Annotated in this window: 14 protein-coding genes; 6 read left to right on the top strand and 8 right to left on the bottom strand. The window is 40.5% G+C overall.

Annotation, left to right across the window (positions count from 1 at the left end):
- Positions 1-379 precede the first annotated feature (379 nt).
- A complete protein-coding gene (locus tag RGB74_RS00645; RefSeq protein ID WP_310761067.1) occupies positions 380-1,201 on the top strand; it encodes a glycerophosphodiester phosphodiesterase in 822 nt (273 codons plus the stop codon).
- Positions 1,202-1,518: 317 nt separating this feature from the next.
- On the opposite strand, the gene RGB74_RS00640 is transcribed toward RGB74_RS00645, so the two are convergent.
- The 3 genes from RGB74_RS00640 to RGB74_RS00630 all read right to left on the bottom strand — a co-directional run bounded on the left by RGB74_RS00640 (position 1,519) and on the right by RGB74_RS00630 (position 3,639).
- Entirely contained in the window at positions 1,519-2,019 is a 501-nt protein-coding gene (locus RGB74_RS00640) for a hypothetical protein (protein WP_310761066.1), read from the bottom strand.
- Between the two features lie 86 nt (positions 2,020-2,105).
- Positions 2,106-2,603 carry a Crp/Fnr family transcriptional regulator gene (locus tag RGB74_RS00635; RefSeq protein WP_310761065.1) on the bottom strand — a complete coding sequence of 166 codons (498 nt, stop codon included), beginning with the start codon at positions 2,601-2,603 and terminating at the stop codon, positions 2,106-2,108.
- A 70-nt stretch (positions 2,604-2,673) separates the two neighbouring features.
- Entirely contained in the window at positions 2,674-3,639 is a 966-nt protein-coding gene (locus RGB74_RS00630) for a YbgA family protein (RefSeq protein WP_310761064.1), read from the bottom strand.
- A gap of 104 nt (positions 3,640-3,743) precedes the next feature.
- Here RGB74_RS00630 and RGB74_RS00625 point away from each other — a divergent pair, with 104 nt between their 5' ends.
- The gene (locus tag RGB74_RS00625; RefSeq protein ID WP_310761063.1) at positions 3,744-4,211 is read left to right on the top strand and encodes an NUDIX hydrolase; all 468 of its coding nucleotides are present in this window, start codon (positions 3,744-3,746) and stop codon (positions 4,209-4,211) included.
- On the opposite strand, the gene RGB74_RS00620 is transcribed toward RGB74_RS00625, so the two are convergent.
- The gene (locus tag RGB74_RS00620; protein ID WP_310761062.1) at positions 4,212-5,084 is read right to left on the bottom strand and encodes a GNAT family N-acetyltransferase; all 873 of its coding nucleotides are present in this window, start codon (positions 5,082-5,084) and stop codon (positions 4,212-4,214) included.
- 154 nt (positions 5,085-5,238) lie between these two features.
- Here RGB74_RS00620 and RGB74_RS00615 point away from each other — a divergent pair, with 154 nt between their 5' ends.
- On the top strand, positions 5,239-5,880 hold the full coding sequence (locus tag RGB74_RS00615; RefSeq protein ID WP_310761061.1) for a PAQR family membrane homeostasis protein TrhA: 642 nt from the start codon (positions 5,239-5,241) through the stop codon (positions 5,878-5,880).
- A gap of 25 nt (positions 5,881-5,905) precedes the next feature.
- Complete coding sequence (locus RGB74_RS00610) at positions 5,906-6,091, top strand: DUF6954 family protein (protein WP_310761060.1); 186 nt, start codon at positions 5,906-5,908, stop codon at positions 6,089-6,091.
- A 312-nt stretch (positions 6,092-6,403) separates the two neighbouring features.
- Here RGB74_RS00610 and RGB74_RS00605 read toward each other — a convergent pair whose 3' ends face one another.
- From RGB74_RS00605 to RGB74_RS00590, 4 genes are all read right to left on the bottom strand, one after another.
- Positions 6,404-7,507, bottom strand: coding sequence for a M24 family metallopeptidase (locus RGB74_RS00605; protein ID WP_310761059.1), 1,104 nt, complete (start codon positions 7,505-7,507; stop codon positions 6,404-6,406).
- 127 nt (positions 7,508-7,634) lie between these two features.
- Entirely contained in the window at positions 7,635-9,017 is a 1,383-nt protein-coding gene (locus RGB74_RS00600; protein ID WP_310761058.1) for a glycine--tRNA ligase, read from the bottom strand.
- A gap of 348 nt (positions 9,018-9,365) precedes the next feature.
- Complete coding sequence (locus RGB74_RS00595) at positions 9,366-10,316, bottom strand: carbohydrate kinase family protein (RefSeq protein WP_310761057.1); 951 nt, start codon at positions 10,314-10,316, stop codon at positions 9,366-9,368.
- A gap of 28 nt (positions 10,317-10,344) precedes the next feature.
- A complete protein-coding gene (locus RGB74_RS00590) occupies positions 10,345-10,842 on the bottom strand; it encodes a PTS sugar transporter subunit IIA (RefSeq protein ID WP_310761056.1) in 498 nt (165 codons plus the stop codon).
- 389 nt (positions 10,843-11,231) lie between these two features.
- Here RGB74_RS00590 and RGB74_RS00585 point away from each other — a divergent pair, with 389 nt between their 5' ends.
- Together RGB74_RS00585 and RGB74_RS00580 are read left to right on the top strand one after the other, a co-directional pair.
- Positions 11,232-12,956 (top strand): PTS transporter subunit IIBC, encoded by a 1,725-nt coding sequence (locus RGB74_RS00585; RefSeq protein ID WP_396136002.1) that lies wholly within the window; start codon positions 11,232-11,234, stop codon positions 12,954-12,956.
- Positions 12,957-12,959: 3 nt separating this feature from the next.
- Positions 12,960-13,763: an endonuclease/exonuclease/phosphatase family protein gene (locus RGB74_RS00580; protein ID WP_310761054.1), complete on the top strand. Its 804-nt coding sequence runs from the start codon at positions 12,960-12,962 to the stop codon at positions 13,761-13,763.
- Positions 13,764-13,821 lie beyond the last annotated feature (58 nt).

The raw sequence follows: 13,821 nt of genomic DNA, 5'->3' as shown, positions 1-13,821 counted from the left end.
CTATTAAAGGGCTTTTTTCACTAGCTTTAAGTGGTTGATTTTTTCGCAGTATGCGATGACCGTCCACCACGTAAAAAAAAACAGGCATTTTTTGTTGTGTTGAACAAGCTCTGCACCAAATGTCCCATATCCTATATTAATTTTCCTCATTCTTTATGCCTCGGCCTTCTTAACATCATTCACAAAATATTAAAGGTGTCTTAAAGTCAGCTGTAATTGTTAATATTCGTGCGCATATAGGCCTTTCATTCTTTAAAATAACCATGATGATCTGACCATTCCGTATCCATTTACTTTTGCTAGCATTATTGATGTGGGTTCTGATTGTTTGCATGAGGCAATCAGGATGACCACAAACCAATAAAAGGGGATGGATTTGATGATCATCAAGAATGCAGCTTTTGCTTCGGTCTTATCTGTTGGTATTATGGGAACTTTATTTGCTAATCCAAGTATTGCTTATGAACCATCTAACCAAGTAGAAACGGTAGCTCATCGTGGTGCTTCGGGCTATGCTCCAGAAAATACGATGGCAGCTTTTCAAAAAAGTGTAGATATGAAAGCTGATTATATTGAACTTGATGTTCAGGAAACAAAAGACGGAAAGCTTGTTGTTATTCATGATGTTACTTTAGATCGAACAACAAACGGAACGGGATATGTAAAAGATCATACTTTACAAGAAATCCGCCAGCTGGATGCGGGGAGTTCTTTTTCATCAAAATATGCTGGTGAAAAAGTGCCAACCTTTGAAGAGGTGCTTGATAAATTTCGGGGCAAAACAGGAATACTTATCGAATTGAAGGCAACTTATTATTATCCTGATATCGAACAAAAAGTAGCCAAAGCATTAAAAGAACGCCAAATGGATTTACCGAAAAACAGCCAGATTATCATCCAGTCCTTTGAATTTGATGCTGTTAAAAAAATGGACGAGCTTCTGCCAGCTGTACCTGATGGAGTTCTCACTGGCAATTCCGCTGACCTTACAGATGAAAAACTCGCAGAGATCTCAGCATATGCGGAATATGTGAATCCGTATCAAGGATTAATCAACCCCCCAATCGTGAAGAAAGTTCATGATATGGGCATGGGTGTTATGGGATGGACAGTACGAAAGCAAGAAGAAGTACAACCCCTTATAGATGCAAATGTAGATGCTATCATTACAAATTATCCGGATTATGTTCCTTCACATTAACTATATAGGCTGTTTTCGTAACTATTGTTGCTCTTAGAAGTGATTGGTTTCCGTTCCAGGTTGCTCGCTTTCCACGGGGCGTGCGGTGAGCCACCTTGGCGCTTTGCACCAAAATTGTCTCACCTGTCCCGCTTTTCCCGAAGGAGTCTCTCACCTTGCACTCCAATCAACTTGTCAATGAAGACTCTTTAGGAAAGTGATCTAATACCTTCAATCTTTTAGAAAAGTGGTTGATCTCCGTTCCAACCTTTTATCAACAGTTTGCTTTCATCAAATAGAAGTGCTGCAGTCTAATTTACGGCTGCAGCACTTTTATGTTATTGATGTTGTGCAATGATCTCATCTAGCTTAGCTACTTTTTCTTTTAGCTTATTATTGATTTTTTCATTGATTACCAGTGATTGTTCTATTTTCTCAGAAACAAGTTTCGTATCTTTCGCCTTCATCGCTTCTCTCATGGCTTTTCTTGTTTCATGTGATTCTTTTCTTAATGCTCTTAAATCTTCATGGATTTGTTTCATATCTTGTCTGAATGCTGCTTTTCCATTCTTTTTGTTTAAAGCACCGCTTTTATTTTCCTTCATATGAAGATCAAATAACTTGTCCTTCTTTTGAACAATCTGTTTTTTTAGTTCAAGCTGCTCGATTTTAAGCTGGTTTGCTTTATGAATATTCTCTTGAAAATTTTCTATTGTTTTGAATTTCATTTCTTTTTTCTCAGCAGCTATCTTCACATTCTGTTCTGTCTGTGCTGAAACGATGACAGTACCTCCTGTAACCATTGCGAATGCTATTGCTAATACGATTAACTTTTTCATAACTTTCACTCCTTTTAGGTTTGATATTATCATTTGTAAAAGTTGCGAAAATCTTGCGTTCACATGTATGTAAATTCTTTGACAATCTAATTCATCTTTTTAAGTACCCGATTTACAGTCTCTCGTCTCAATCCTACAAACTGGCCAATTTCTTCTTGGGTCAGCACCTTTTCAACAGAAACATCCGGAAAATAGCTCGAAAACCATTTTTGAAGTTTTAGCACTTTACCCTCAGGTGTCAGTGTAGACATTTGATTGATTCTTTGCTGCATCATTCGCAGTTTGTTCTCTAGAAGGTGTGCAACTTCCTTATACATTTTTGGATCCTCATCCAGTGACTTATACCAGTGATCCGGTTCTATTTTTTCAACTTCTGACGGGAGCAAAGCTATTGCCGATCCATTGTACTCTTTTGGGCTCGTTAACGAATGATGCGGTATGACTTCACCTGGTACAATTAAATTTAAGAGCACCTGGCTTCCATCTTCATGAATGCGTATGATTTTTAATAATCCCTTTTCCAGTCTGAATAAAGGCCCTTCTTCTCCTTGACGAAATAAGGTTTCTCCTTTTGTTAGGAACATGAAAAACTCTCTCCCTTTTGTGCGGAATTACTCTTATTGTACAGCATCACACAATGGAAGAAAGCTATGATTAATAATCTCTTCCCTTACCTGAATCCGAAATTTCCAAGAGAACTTCTGGATAAGGCTGAAAAAAGGTTTGCTGCAACAGCTGCTCGTCTTCAAAACGAATGGCGTGGGACTTTAAAAGAGTAGTAATACTTGAGAATGGTTCTTTTTTTTCACTGTATTTTTGCAATAAATCCTGAAAAAATTGAACTTCATTTGGAGACAGCCTCGACTCAAATCTTTTTAATATTTCTTTTGCCACATTCCGGTTCGAATCATTCCGTGCAGCACGGTTAAAAACTTTATGCAGAGCTTTAGAATAGAGGTCAACGGTTTTGCGGTCACTATTTTCTTTTGTGTTAAGTAAGATTCGATCCATCACCTTTAAAGTAGGTCTGCTATATGCCATCAATAAATAATAATTTTTATCGTGAAACTCCTGAACTGCTTTTAACCCTTTTGGGAGCTCCCTTCTGAATGAAGCTAACGTGAACAACTTTGTATAAAATCGGTCACGAATCGTGAAATTATTCAATCGTCCTTCTTCTTCGACCGCTAATTGTGAAAAACGGTCAGCTACTTTTCCGCCGAACAAACCACTTGTATTCCCTATCGCTGGACCCTTTTCAGTCGAGGCATACACTCTTACTTCTTTTATGCCGCATGATGGCGAACGCGTTTTTAATATGAATCCATCTGTATCGCTTACAGCAGATAAATATTGATCGGTAAATGAATGCATATCGCCCGTTACATCTCGCCCGGTTGAAGGCTGAATCAACAAGTGTTCATCACCCTTTTTGACGATACGAATCGTTTCCCGAGGTGTGCCGAGCCCTATTTCCACTTCAGGACAAACAGGTACAAAGTCTACATGATTCATTAGTTTTTTTATCACATCATTATAAATAATATCACCGTTATATCGGCATGCCTCAAACTCTAAACATTTACTAACGACGACTCGCGGTCTAGCATACACTTCCATTTGCCAAGCTCCCTTTTACTATTTTTTTTTATCATTCTGTCCATTTACACGTGAATTTTTATCATGAATTCTGTAAAATGTTGGGTAACGAGAGGGGAGATCGTATGGCTTATTATGAAGAATTGCGCAAACATGTCGGAAGCTCACCACTCATTTTACCTGGTTCAGTCGTAATTATAACGAACGAGAAAGATGAGATCTTATTGCAGCATCGAAGAGATGGAGGCTGGGGACTGCCTGGCGGATTGATGGAGCTTGGTGAAAGCTTTGAAGAAACAGCAAAGCGCGAAGTAAAAGAAGAGACCGGACTCGATATCGATGATTTAGCACAACTGCACGTATACTCGGGTGCTGACCATTATTTACAGGCTCCGAATGGTGATGAAATGTACTGTGTAACAGCTGTTTATACAGCTGGTAAAGTGAATGGCGAATTATCGATTGATGAGGATGAATCTTATGAATTTCGCTATTTTGCATCAGACCAGCTTCCAGAGGGTTTATTAAAAGGGGCTCGTAAATACATTGCTTTATTTCTTGAACATAAAGAAAAGAACAGAACGAACCGGTAATTAGGCCGGTTTCTCTGTTCCATTTTGATTAAACTTCAATTCGATATAGTCACATACCGGAACATATCCGATGTTTTGATAGATTTTATTAGAGGTTGGATTGGCGAGATCCGTATACAATGTGCAAAATTCATAACCTTCTTTTAAAAGACGATCGCTCAACGCAGCTACAAGTGCACTCGCATAGCCTTTTCCTCTCCACTCTTTAGGCGTATAAACAAGGTTAACAGACACGCCTCTTATATTCGGTCTCGCTTTTGCTGCCATTGAAACAGCCCGCCCCCCTTCTTCCCATATGAAAAGAGAGCCATTCTCTATTCTTGCTTTTGCCAATTCTTCTGCTTCCGTTCTGGTAAGGATCTGGCTCGTTACTGCGGTCATATCTTTCACCCAATCCGTTAAAAAAACCAAGTCATCTGCTGTCGCCTGTCGCAGTTTACCATTACTTGCAGCAGGCTGTATGACCGACTTCAGTGTATAGAGTCTGAGATCCATGAGTACTTTTTCTTCTAAACTATTCTTTTTCGTCCATTGTTCAGAAAAAGCTTTGCCTACCATTTTCGGAGATACGATTTTATGGATTGCATAATCTTCTTTTATTAAATAGTCAATGAGATAAGGAACGGCAGCGATACCCTCTGCTTCCTCTTTTTCAAGCAACAGCATCGCATACGGCGGGACGAGCATTGCCGCCAGCATAATCTTCCCGTTCTCTTTCACTGTGGCTAAGAACGGTTCTTCTTCTTTCCATTCTTTATCTTTAAAACGTATTGTATTTCCAAGCATGATTGCCGCTCTATCCTCTTGGCTGAGCAAAAAGGTTTCTGCATCTTCATAAAAAGCAGTTATCGATGAATACCGTGTAACTTTCATAAAAATGACCCTCTCTTTTTTTCTTTCTATAGATTGGTATATTTCAATTTTTTACAAATTGATTCCTTCTTTTCACATAATCTTAATGGCATTATTTGAATAAAGCGTGTGGATTTCTGCTATACTTGCGATAACGTAAAGGAAGGTGATCGGAATGGGTACACATGTATTTTCGAAGCGGGAAGAGATTGCAAATGCCATTACTCATGGACTTGGCGTTTTATTAAGTGTTGCCGTAACTTCTATTTTGCTTGTGTTTGCTGTCTGGAAAGGAACAGCAGTTCATATCGTAAGTTTCGCTGTATTTGGCGGGACAATGCTTTTACTATATACGGCTTCAACGCTCGTGCACGCTTTTCCTCAAGGCAAAGTGAAAGATCTATTTGAGATTATGGATCATGCCGCTATCTATTTATTTATCGCAGGAACATATACACCGATTGTGCTGATTGTCGTAGGCGGTGTGTTAGGATGGACGTTGTTTGGCACCGTTTGGGGATTGGCACTATTCGGAGTTTTATTTAAAGCCTTTTTCACGAAAAAATTTGTTGTATTATCTACGCTCGGTTATGTTGCAATGGGCTGGCTGATCACATTTGCTTTTCAAGACATATCTGCTAATATGCCTGCAGCAGGAATTCACTTACTTATAGCCGGTGGAATTATTTACACGTTAGGCAGTATATTTTATGTATGGCGCAGCTTTCCGTTCCACCACGCCGTTTGGCACGTATTCGTATTAGCCGGAAGCATCGCACATTTCCTTATGATGTTTTATGTGTTGCCTCTTTCCTAGAATGATTTTTAAGGGGTGATAAAAAATGAAAATCGTACTGCGGATCGTTTTTGGTATTGCCTTTTTGCTGGTAGCTTTCTTCGGCCTCGGACCCGTGCTATTTGCAGATGGCGGAGCAGGAGAACGGATCGTGACATTAATTGTTGTTTTCATTATGTTTATTTTGTTGTACATCATTTATAAATGGGCGATAAAAAAGAGCAGAGATTAGATCTGCTCTTTTTTTTAGGAGAAAAGGTAATTCATACGTAAAACTCCTTAATGAGGAGTTTTTTTCATTTATAAATGTAACAGGTTGTTGTCGAATTTGGTCGACTCGGGAGTATCTGACCAAAACTCGTTGGATTATGACAATTTTCCGTTGGATTATAGCGTTTTCTCGTTGGATTAAGGGCTAAACTCGTTGGATTATCATCGCGAGCACTCATTATTCAAACCATTCCGTGTAGAATTCCACTCAAACATTGCAAAAATGAAAACGAACTTCCTCAAAACAGAGGAAGTTCGATCATAATCACAATTTTTATTTAATAATCTGCAATTCTTTTGGGTATTTCGTCAATGTTTCGTATCCGTTTTCTGTTACGACTACATCGTCTTCAATTCGAACGCCACCGATGTCATCGATATAGATGCCAGGCTCGATCGTGTACGTCATCCCTGCACGCAAAACACCGTCGTTATTATCACTCATAGACGGGAATTCGTGAACATCGATACCAAGGCCATGTCCAATTCTATGCGGGAAGTTTTCGCCGTAACCTGCTTCAGTAATATGATTGCGTGCAACCACATCAAGATCACCGATACGCGTTCCTGGTTTAGAAGCTTCAAGAGCTTTCAATTGCGCCTGAAGGACCGTATCGTAAATTTCACGACGTTTTTCATCCAGATCACCAAATGCTACAGTACGCGTGATATCTGAGCAATAACCATCTAAAACTACACCTAAGTCAAAAAGAACAAAATCGCCATGCTGCAGCTTTCTTAAACCAGGCTTACCATGCGGCTGCCCAGCCTTCTCTCCAAACAGCACCATTGTCGAGAACGACATTTGGCTGATGCCTTTTTTCTTCAGTTCGTACTCGATTTTCGCGAGTACTTCCATCTCCGTTACGCCTTCTTTAAGCGCCGCAACACCTACTTCAACGCCATAATCGGCTAGCTTTGCCGCTTTACGCAGCGTTTCAAGCTCACTCTCTTCTTTAATGAGTCGGAGTTCGTTCAGCAGCTCTTCAGCTCCAACTAACTTAGCACCCGTAAACATGCCAGCCAGCTTTTCTCCGCGTGCATATGGAAGTGTTTCTTTTTCTACGGCAACAGAAGAAGCTGAATTTACACCGCGGCTTTCTAATGCCTCCTGCACTTTTACCCAAGGATCTTCAGAATCACTGTATCCAACGATGTCATATGTCCAGCCGGCACCTTTTGCTTGCGAGCGCTCCATTCCAGGACAAACCATAAATGGCTCACCATCAGGAAGTACAACAACGCCTAACACACGTTCATGAGGATCTGTAAATAGTCCTGACAAATAGAATACGTTTGCTGTCGTATGGATGAATGCAAATGTATGACTCTCTTGCTGCAGCCAGTTCTTTACCTTTTGAATACGTCCTTCGTTCATCTGTATACCTCCAACTAAAAGCCATTGTTCGGCCAGAATATTTTCTCTACCTATCCATTGTAAAAGAAATACGCTTAAAAAAACAGAAACACACATCGCTTTCATCGCAATGTGTGCCTCTTTTTGATTAAAATTGTACTTTTTCTTCAATAAAGCTCTTAAGGTCTGCAATCTTTACACGCGTTTGTTCCATCGTGTCACGGTCACGAACTGTAACCATGCCGTCTTCTTTTGAATCAAAGTCGTAGGTGATACAGAACGGTGTACCGATCTCATCCTGACGGCGGTAACGTTTACCGATCGATCCCGTTTCATCGTAATCAACCATAAAGTCTTTCGCTAGTGAACCAAACACTTCCGTTGCTTCTTCAGATAGCTTTTTAGATAATGGCAAAATTGCTGCTTTAAATGGAGCAAGTGCGGGATGCAGGTGCATGACCGTTCTGCTCGTGCCGTCTTCTAGCTCTTCGTCTTCATAAGCATCAATCAAGAATGCTAATGTTACGCGGTCAGCACCTAATGAAGGCTCGATGCAATAAGGAACATAGCGGTCGTTCGTTTCTTGATCGATATAGTTAAAGTCTTCACCGGAGAATTCCATGTGGCGCTTCAAGTCAAAGTCAGTTCGGGATGCTACACCCCAAAGCTCGCCCCAGCCGAACGGGAATTTGTATTCAAAGTCCGTCGTCGCATTTGAGTAATGAGAAAGCTCATCTTCATTGTGGTCACGAAGACGAAGGTTTTCATCTGTCATACCTAGTGACTTCAGCCATTTTTCAGCAGTATCTTTCCAATAGTTGAACCACTCAATTTCCTCGCATGGCTTACAGAAAAACTCAAGCTCCATTTGTTCGAATTCACGTGTACGGAACGTGAAGTTACCTGGCGTGATTTCGTTACGGAAGCTTTTTCCGATTTGTGCAATACCGAACGGAAGCTTTTTGCGCATCGTACGCTGAACGTTTTTGAAGTTTACGAAAATACCTTGTGCTGTTTCAGGACGCATGTAGATTTCGTTTGAGCTGGATTCTGTTACACCTTGGTGTGTCTTGAACATCAAGTTGAACTGGCGGATGCTTGTAAAGTCATGGCTGCCGCATTCCGGACAAGCGATATTGTATTCTTTAACGAGTTCTTCCATCTTTTCGAATGGAAGACCATCTACGATAATTTCTTTTCCTTCTTTTTCAGCAGCATCTTCAATCAATTTATCAGCACGGTGGCGCGCTTTACAGTTTTTGCAATCCATCATCGGATCATTGAAGTTACCGATGTGGCCAGATGCTTCCCATGTGCGAGGGTTCATCAGAATCGCTGCATCTAGACCTACGTTATAAGGAGATTCTTGTACAAACTTCTTCCACCAAGCTTTTTTCACGTTGTTCTTTAACTCAACACCTAGAGGACCGTAATCCCATGTATTCGCAAGACCGCCGTAAATTTCAGATCCCGGAAATACAAAACCGCGGTGTTTCGCATGATTTGTGATTGTTTCCATGTTTTTGGACATTTTTTATTCCTCCCATTTTGGTTTTTGCCTTTATGGAAAGGGTTTTTTATAGAAATAAAAAACTCCCGTCCCAAGGCTCGATTGGCCAGGGACGAGAGTTATAGCTCCCGCGGTTCCACCCTAGTTGATCCGTTAGAAAAATAACGAATCCTCTTTTCATAAAGCAGCTCCAGATTGCCGTTTCACCCATGTCTCTTACCAGGCTTCCACCGCCCCTGGCTCGCTTTAAAGAGTTGCATACAGTTACTATTCATCTTTCATGGCTGCATATTCGTTTATATAATAAAGTAATATTACCAAAAAATAAAAACGTTAGTCAAAAGATTTTCGTATTATATGTGTAAATCTTTATTTTGGTGCAAGCTCTTGCTGAATTTGTTCTAAAGTCGGAAGTGCTGTCATTGCACCTTTAACTGATACGGCAAGCCCGCCGGACACACTTGCAAACTGTGCCATTTCACACGCTTTTTCAAGTGTTAAATCTTTGAGTTCACCATTATACGCGTTCAATCCGTATAATATGCCCGAAACATAAGCATCCCCAGCACCGGTCGTATCAATGGCTCCCGTTGTTTTTGCAGGAATATACTCGCCGCCATCTTTTGTTACAGTATAGCTTCCGTCCTCGCCTAATGTAATGAAAAGGAGCGGAATATCGTATTGCTGAAGAATTTTAATGCCTTCTTCTACCTTTTTAAGTCCTGTGATAAACTCGAGCTCTTCTTCAGAAATTTTCACAATATCCGCATGAGGCAGCATCGAAAGAATTCTTTCACGAGCTAATGCAGGTGTTTTCCATAGAGAAAGCCTTAAGTTAGGGTCATATGAAACCCACATACCGTTCTTACGGGCAAGTTTTACCGCTTTTTCAGTTGCACTTTTTGAAGGATCATCAATAAGTGAAATCGATCCGAAATGCAAAATTTTATGCTCTTGGAACAAGCTCGGCTGCACTTCTTTTTCATCCAAAAAACGGTCTGCACTCGGGCTGATATAGAAATCAAATTCCCGCTCGCCGTTTTCAGATAAAGTCACAAATACTGCACCTGTCCGCACATGATCAGTTTTGTACATATGAAATGTGTTTACGCCATATCCTTTTAGCGTATCAATCATAAAACGGCCAAGTACATCATCGCCGACCTTCCCTAAAAAAGTAGATGGACAGCCGAGTCTTGCCAGTCCAACTGCCACATTAGCGGGTGCACCGCCTGGACTTTTTTGATACGTCATATTCGTTTCATCCGTCGGGATAAAATCAACGAGGGCTTCACCTAGCGATATGACTCCCTGTTTCATGAAACTCCCCCCTTTTTTAAAGGATAAATTATTTCATTTTCAGCTGCAGCAGAGAGGTTTCACCTTTAACTGCTTCAGAAGCTGCACGCTTGTCCAATGATTCAACCGCATCACCGTTTGTAATCACAATCGGCGTAATCGTGCTGGATGCTTTTTCTTTGATTAAATCAATATCAAAGGTTAACAGTCTATCGCCTGCCTTGACTTTGTCACCCACATTTACGTAGCCTTCAAAGCCTTCACCATTCATGCTCACTGTTTCTAAGCCCACATGAATAAGAATTTCTGCACCGGTTTCAGATTTGATGCCGATCGCATGTTTCGTATGAAAGAACTGCACAATTTCTCCATCAACAGGTGAAACGACAGTACCCTCAGATGGTTCGATCGCGATTCCGTCTCCCATCATTTTCTGTGCAAAGGTTGGATCTGGAACTTCTTCTATCGGAACAATTTTCCCCGTTACTGGAGCAACTACGGTTTCTTCTTTTTTCACTTCTTTTTTCCCAAATAATTTATTAAACATGAATCAACACTCACCTTTCTAATTCTATACTTGTTAATTTACACCTGTCCGGTTGCTTTAAAACATTTTAATTAAAAGTAATGCTAGCGTAATCATAAAGTCAAACGGTATGCCTAATACCAAAATGATCAGTTCGTATTTTTTTCCTATTAAATGTGGATTTATGATTTGTTTTTTCTGAAGTAACCAACTATTTTTGTGGGAACCCTCTTATTAATTCTGGAAATCTGCCTAAATGAGGTGATCTGTCCAATATTTAATCATCTTTTTTAGAATAACGCTTGTAAATGTAACCGTTTTATTTTACAATCACTTCATGCAAACGATTGCACCGTACTTGTCTATACAAATTTATAAGCATTTGGAACATTTATCTTGCAATCTTATGAATGCGATTTCAAAACACCGAAGAAAGATATATACTAAAGGAGGAAATCGTTTTGAAACAACGTAAAAAACTCATTTCGTTTGATTTTTGGCAAAAGCTTGGAAAAGCGCTGCTCGTAGTAGTAGCAGTTATGCCCGCTGCCGGTTTAATGATATCACTAGGTAAGGTTATCGCCATGACGGCAGATGACATTGTATTTGTGCAAGCGATTGCCCGTGTAATGGAAGATATCGGATGGGCGATCATCACAAACCTTCACATCTTGTTCGCTGTAGCCATCGGTGGTTCATGGGCAAAAGAACGTGCTGGCGGTGCGTTTGCCGCAGTTATCGCCTTTATTCTGATCAACCGAATCACAGGTGCTATTTTCGGAGTAAACAGTGCCATGATGCTCGAAGAAGGAGCAAAAGTTAAATCTCTTTTTGGGGAAAGACTTATTGTTGGTGATTACTTTACATCTGTACTTGGTGCTCCGGCTCTAAACATGGGTGTATTTATCGGAATCATTTCTGGTTTCCTTGGTGCAGTACTTTTCAATAAATACTATAACTACAACAAGCTACCTAATGCACTAGCATTCTTTAACGGAAAGCGCTTTGTACCCTTTGCCGTTATTTTATGGTCCGTGATCACAGCTTTAGTTCTTGCAATTGTTTGGCCGTTCATTCAGTCGGCTCTAAATGATTTCGGACGCTGGATTGCCACATCACGAAATACAGCTCCGGTTATTGCACCGTTTGTTTTTGGTACACTGGAGCGTCTGCTATTGCCGTTCGGACTTCACCACATGCTGACAGTACCGATCAATTACACAGGACTCGGTGGAACTTATCAGATCATGACAGGTTCCGGAGCTGGTTCATCAGTTGCCGGTCAAGATCCCTTATGGCTTGCATGGATTAATGATTTAAACAATTTCCGTGCTGCTGGAGATACAGCATCTTATAACGCTTTATTAAATGATGTTGTACCTGCTCGTTTTAAAATGGGACAAGTCGTCCTTTCAACTGCTTCACTTGTCGCGATAGCTCTTGCCATGTACATGAATGTTGATAAAGATAAGCGTACAAAATATAAATCTATGTTTTTATCTGCTGCACTTGCTGTCTTTTTGACTGGGGTAACAGAACCGATCGAGTTTATGTTCATGTTTGCAGCACCTCTTCTTTATGTGGTGTATGCAATCACGACTGGTCTTGCATTTGCAGTAGCTGACTTGATTCACGTTCGTGTTCACGCATTTGGTTTTATCGAATTATTAACTCGTACACCCTTGCTCGTTAAAGCAGGGTTGACACGCGACTTAATTAACTTTGCTTTCACATGCATTGTATTTTTCGGACTAAACTTTTCAATCTTTTATGTATTGATTAAAAAGTTTAACTTGCCGACTCCTGGACGTGCAGGGAACTATATCGAAACAACCGAAGCTGATTCTGCTTCAGCTCCTGCTCAAAACGAAGCTGCTGCAGGACTAGGACTGGATAATTCTCAAGCTTCTGCAATCATTGGCCTTTTAGGCGGATCAGCAAACATTGAAGACGTTGACGCATGTATGACTCGTCTGCGTATAACGGTTAAAGATATTAATAATGTTGCGGCCGAAAAAGAATGGAAAGAAAACGGAGCACTTGGTCTTATCCTTAAAGATAGAGGAGTTCAAGCGATTTACGGACCAAAAGCCGACGTATTAAAATCTGATATTCAAGATCGTTTGGAGATGTAATCCATGAAACTATTAACGTTGAATGTCCATGGCTGGCAAGAAGAAAACCAGATGGAGAAGCTTCAAAACCTCGCTCGCGACATTGCTAGTGAGCGTTACGATGTAATCGCGCTTCAAGAAGTCATGCAATCGATTGACGCTCCTGTTGTAAAAGGGAATATTAAAGAAGATAACTATGCGTTAGTGCTTATTCAGCTTTTACAAGAACACGGTGTTCACGATTACGATTTTGTCTGGGACATGGCGCATTATGGTTTTGTTACGTATGAAGAAGGACTGGCTATCTTAAGCCGTCACCCTATTCACTCTCATAAAAGCTTTTTTGTAACTGAACTGCAGGATATGAACATCTGGAAGACTCGAAAAATCGTGCAGGCAAACATCTCTTATCAAGAAAAAGAACTTCACTTTTTTTCCGGTCACTTCGGCTGGTGGAATGATGAGGTTGCACCTTTTAAAGAACAGATTGATGCATTCTTTAAACAAGTTCCTGAAGATGGCTTGTCATTCTTGATGGGAGATCTAAACAACGACGCAAACGTAAGAGGCGAAGGCTTCGATTATGTAAAAGTGAACGGATTTTCTGATACGTACGAAATGGCTGAGGAAAAAGATGATGGCATTACGATCAAAGGGGCAATTGCCGGCTGGAACCAGAACGGCACTGAAGACGGCCGCAGAATCGATTACATCTTAAGCAATCAGCCACTAAACGTTCAGTATTCATTAGTTCGTTTTAACGGAAAAGAAACACCGGTCGTATCCGATCATGCCGGTGTCACAGTGAAAATAGATTTAGAAAACTAGGAGACTATGGGGAGCCATAACGCGGCCTTCCCTCCCCTGTTATAAAGAAACGATGGAG

The organism is Bacillus sp. NEB1478 (genome assembly GCF_031582965.1).
In the GTDB taxonomy this organism is placed as follows: Bacteria; Bacillota; Bacilli; order Bacillales; family Fictibacillaceae; genus Fictibacillus.
The sequence above is the reverse complement of the archived record's forward strand: the minus strand, read 5'-3'. Positions and strand labels throughout refer to the sequence as shown.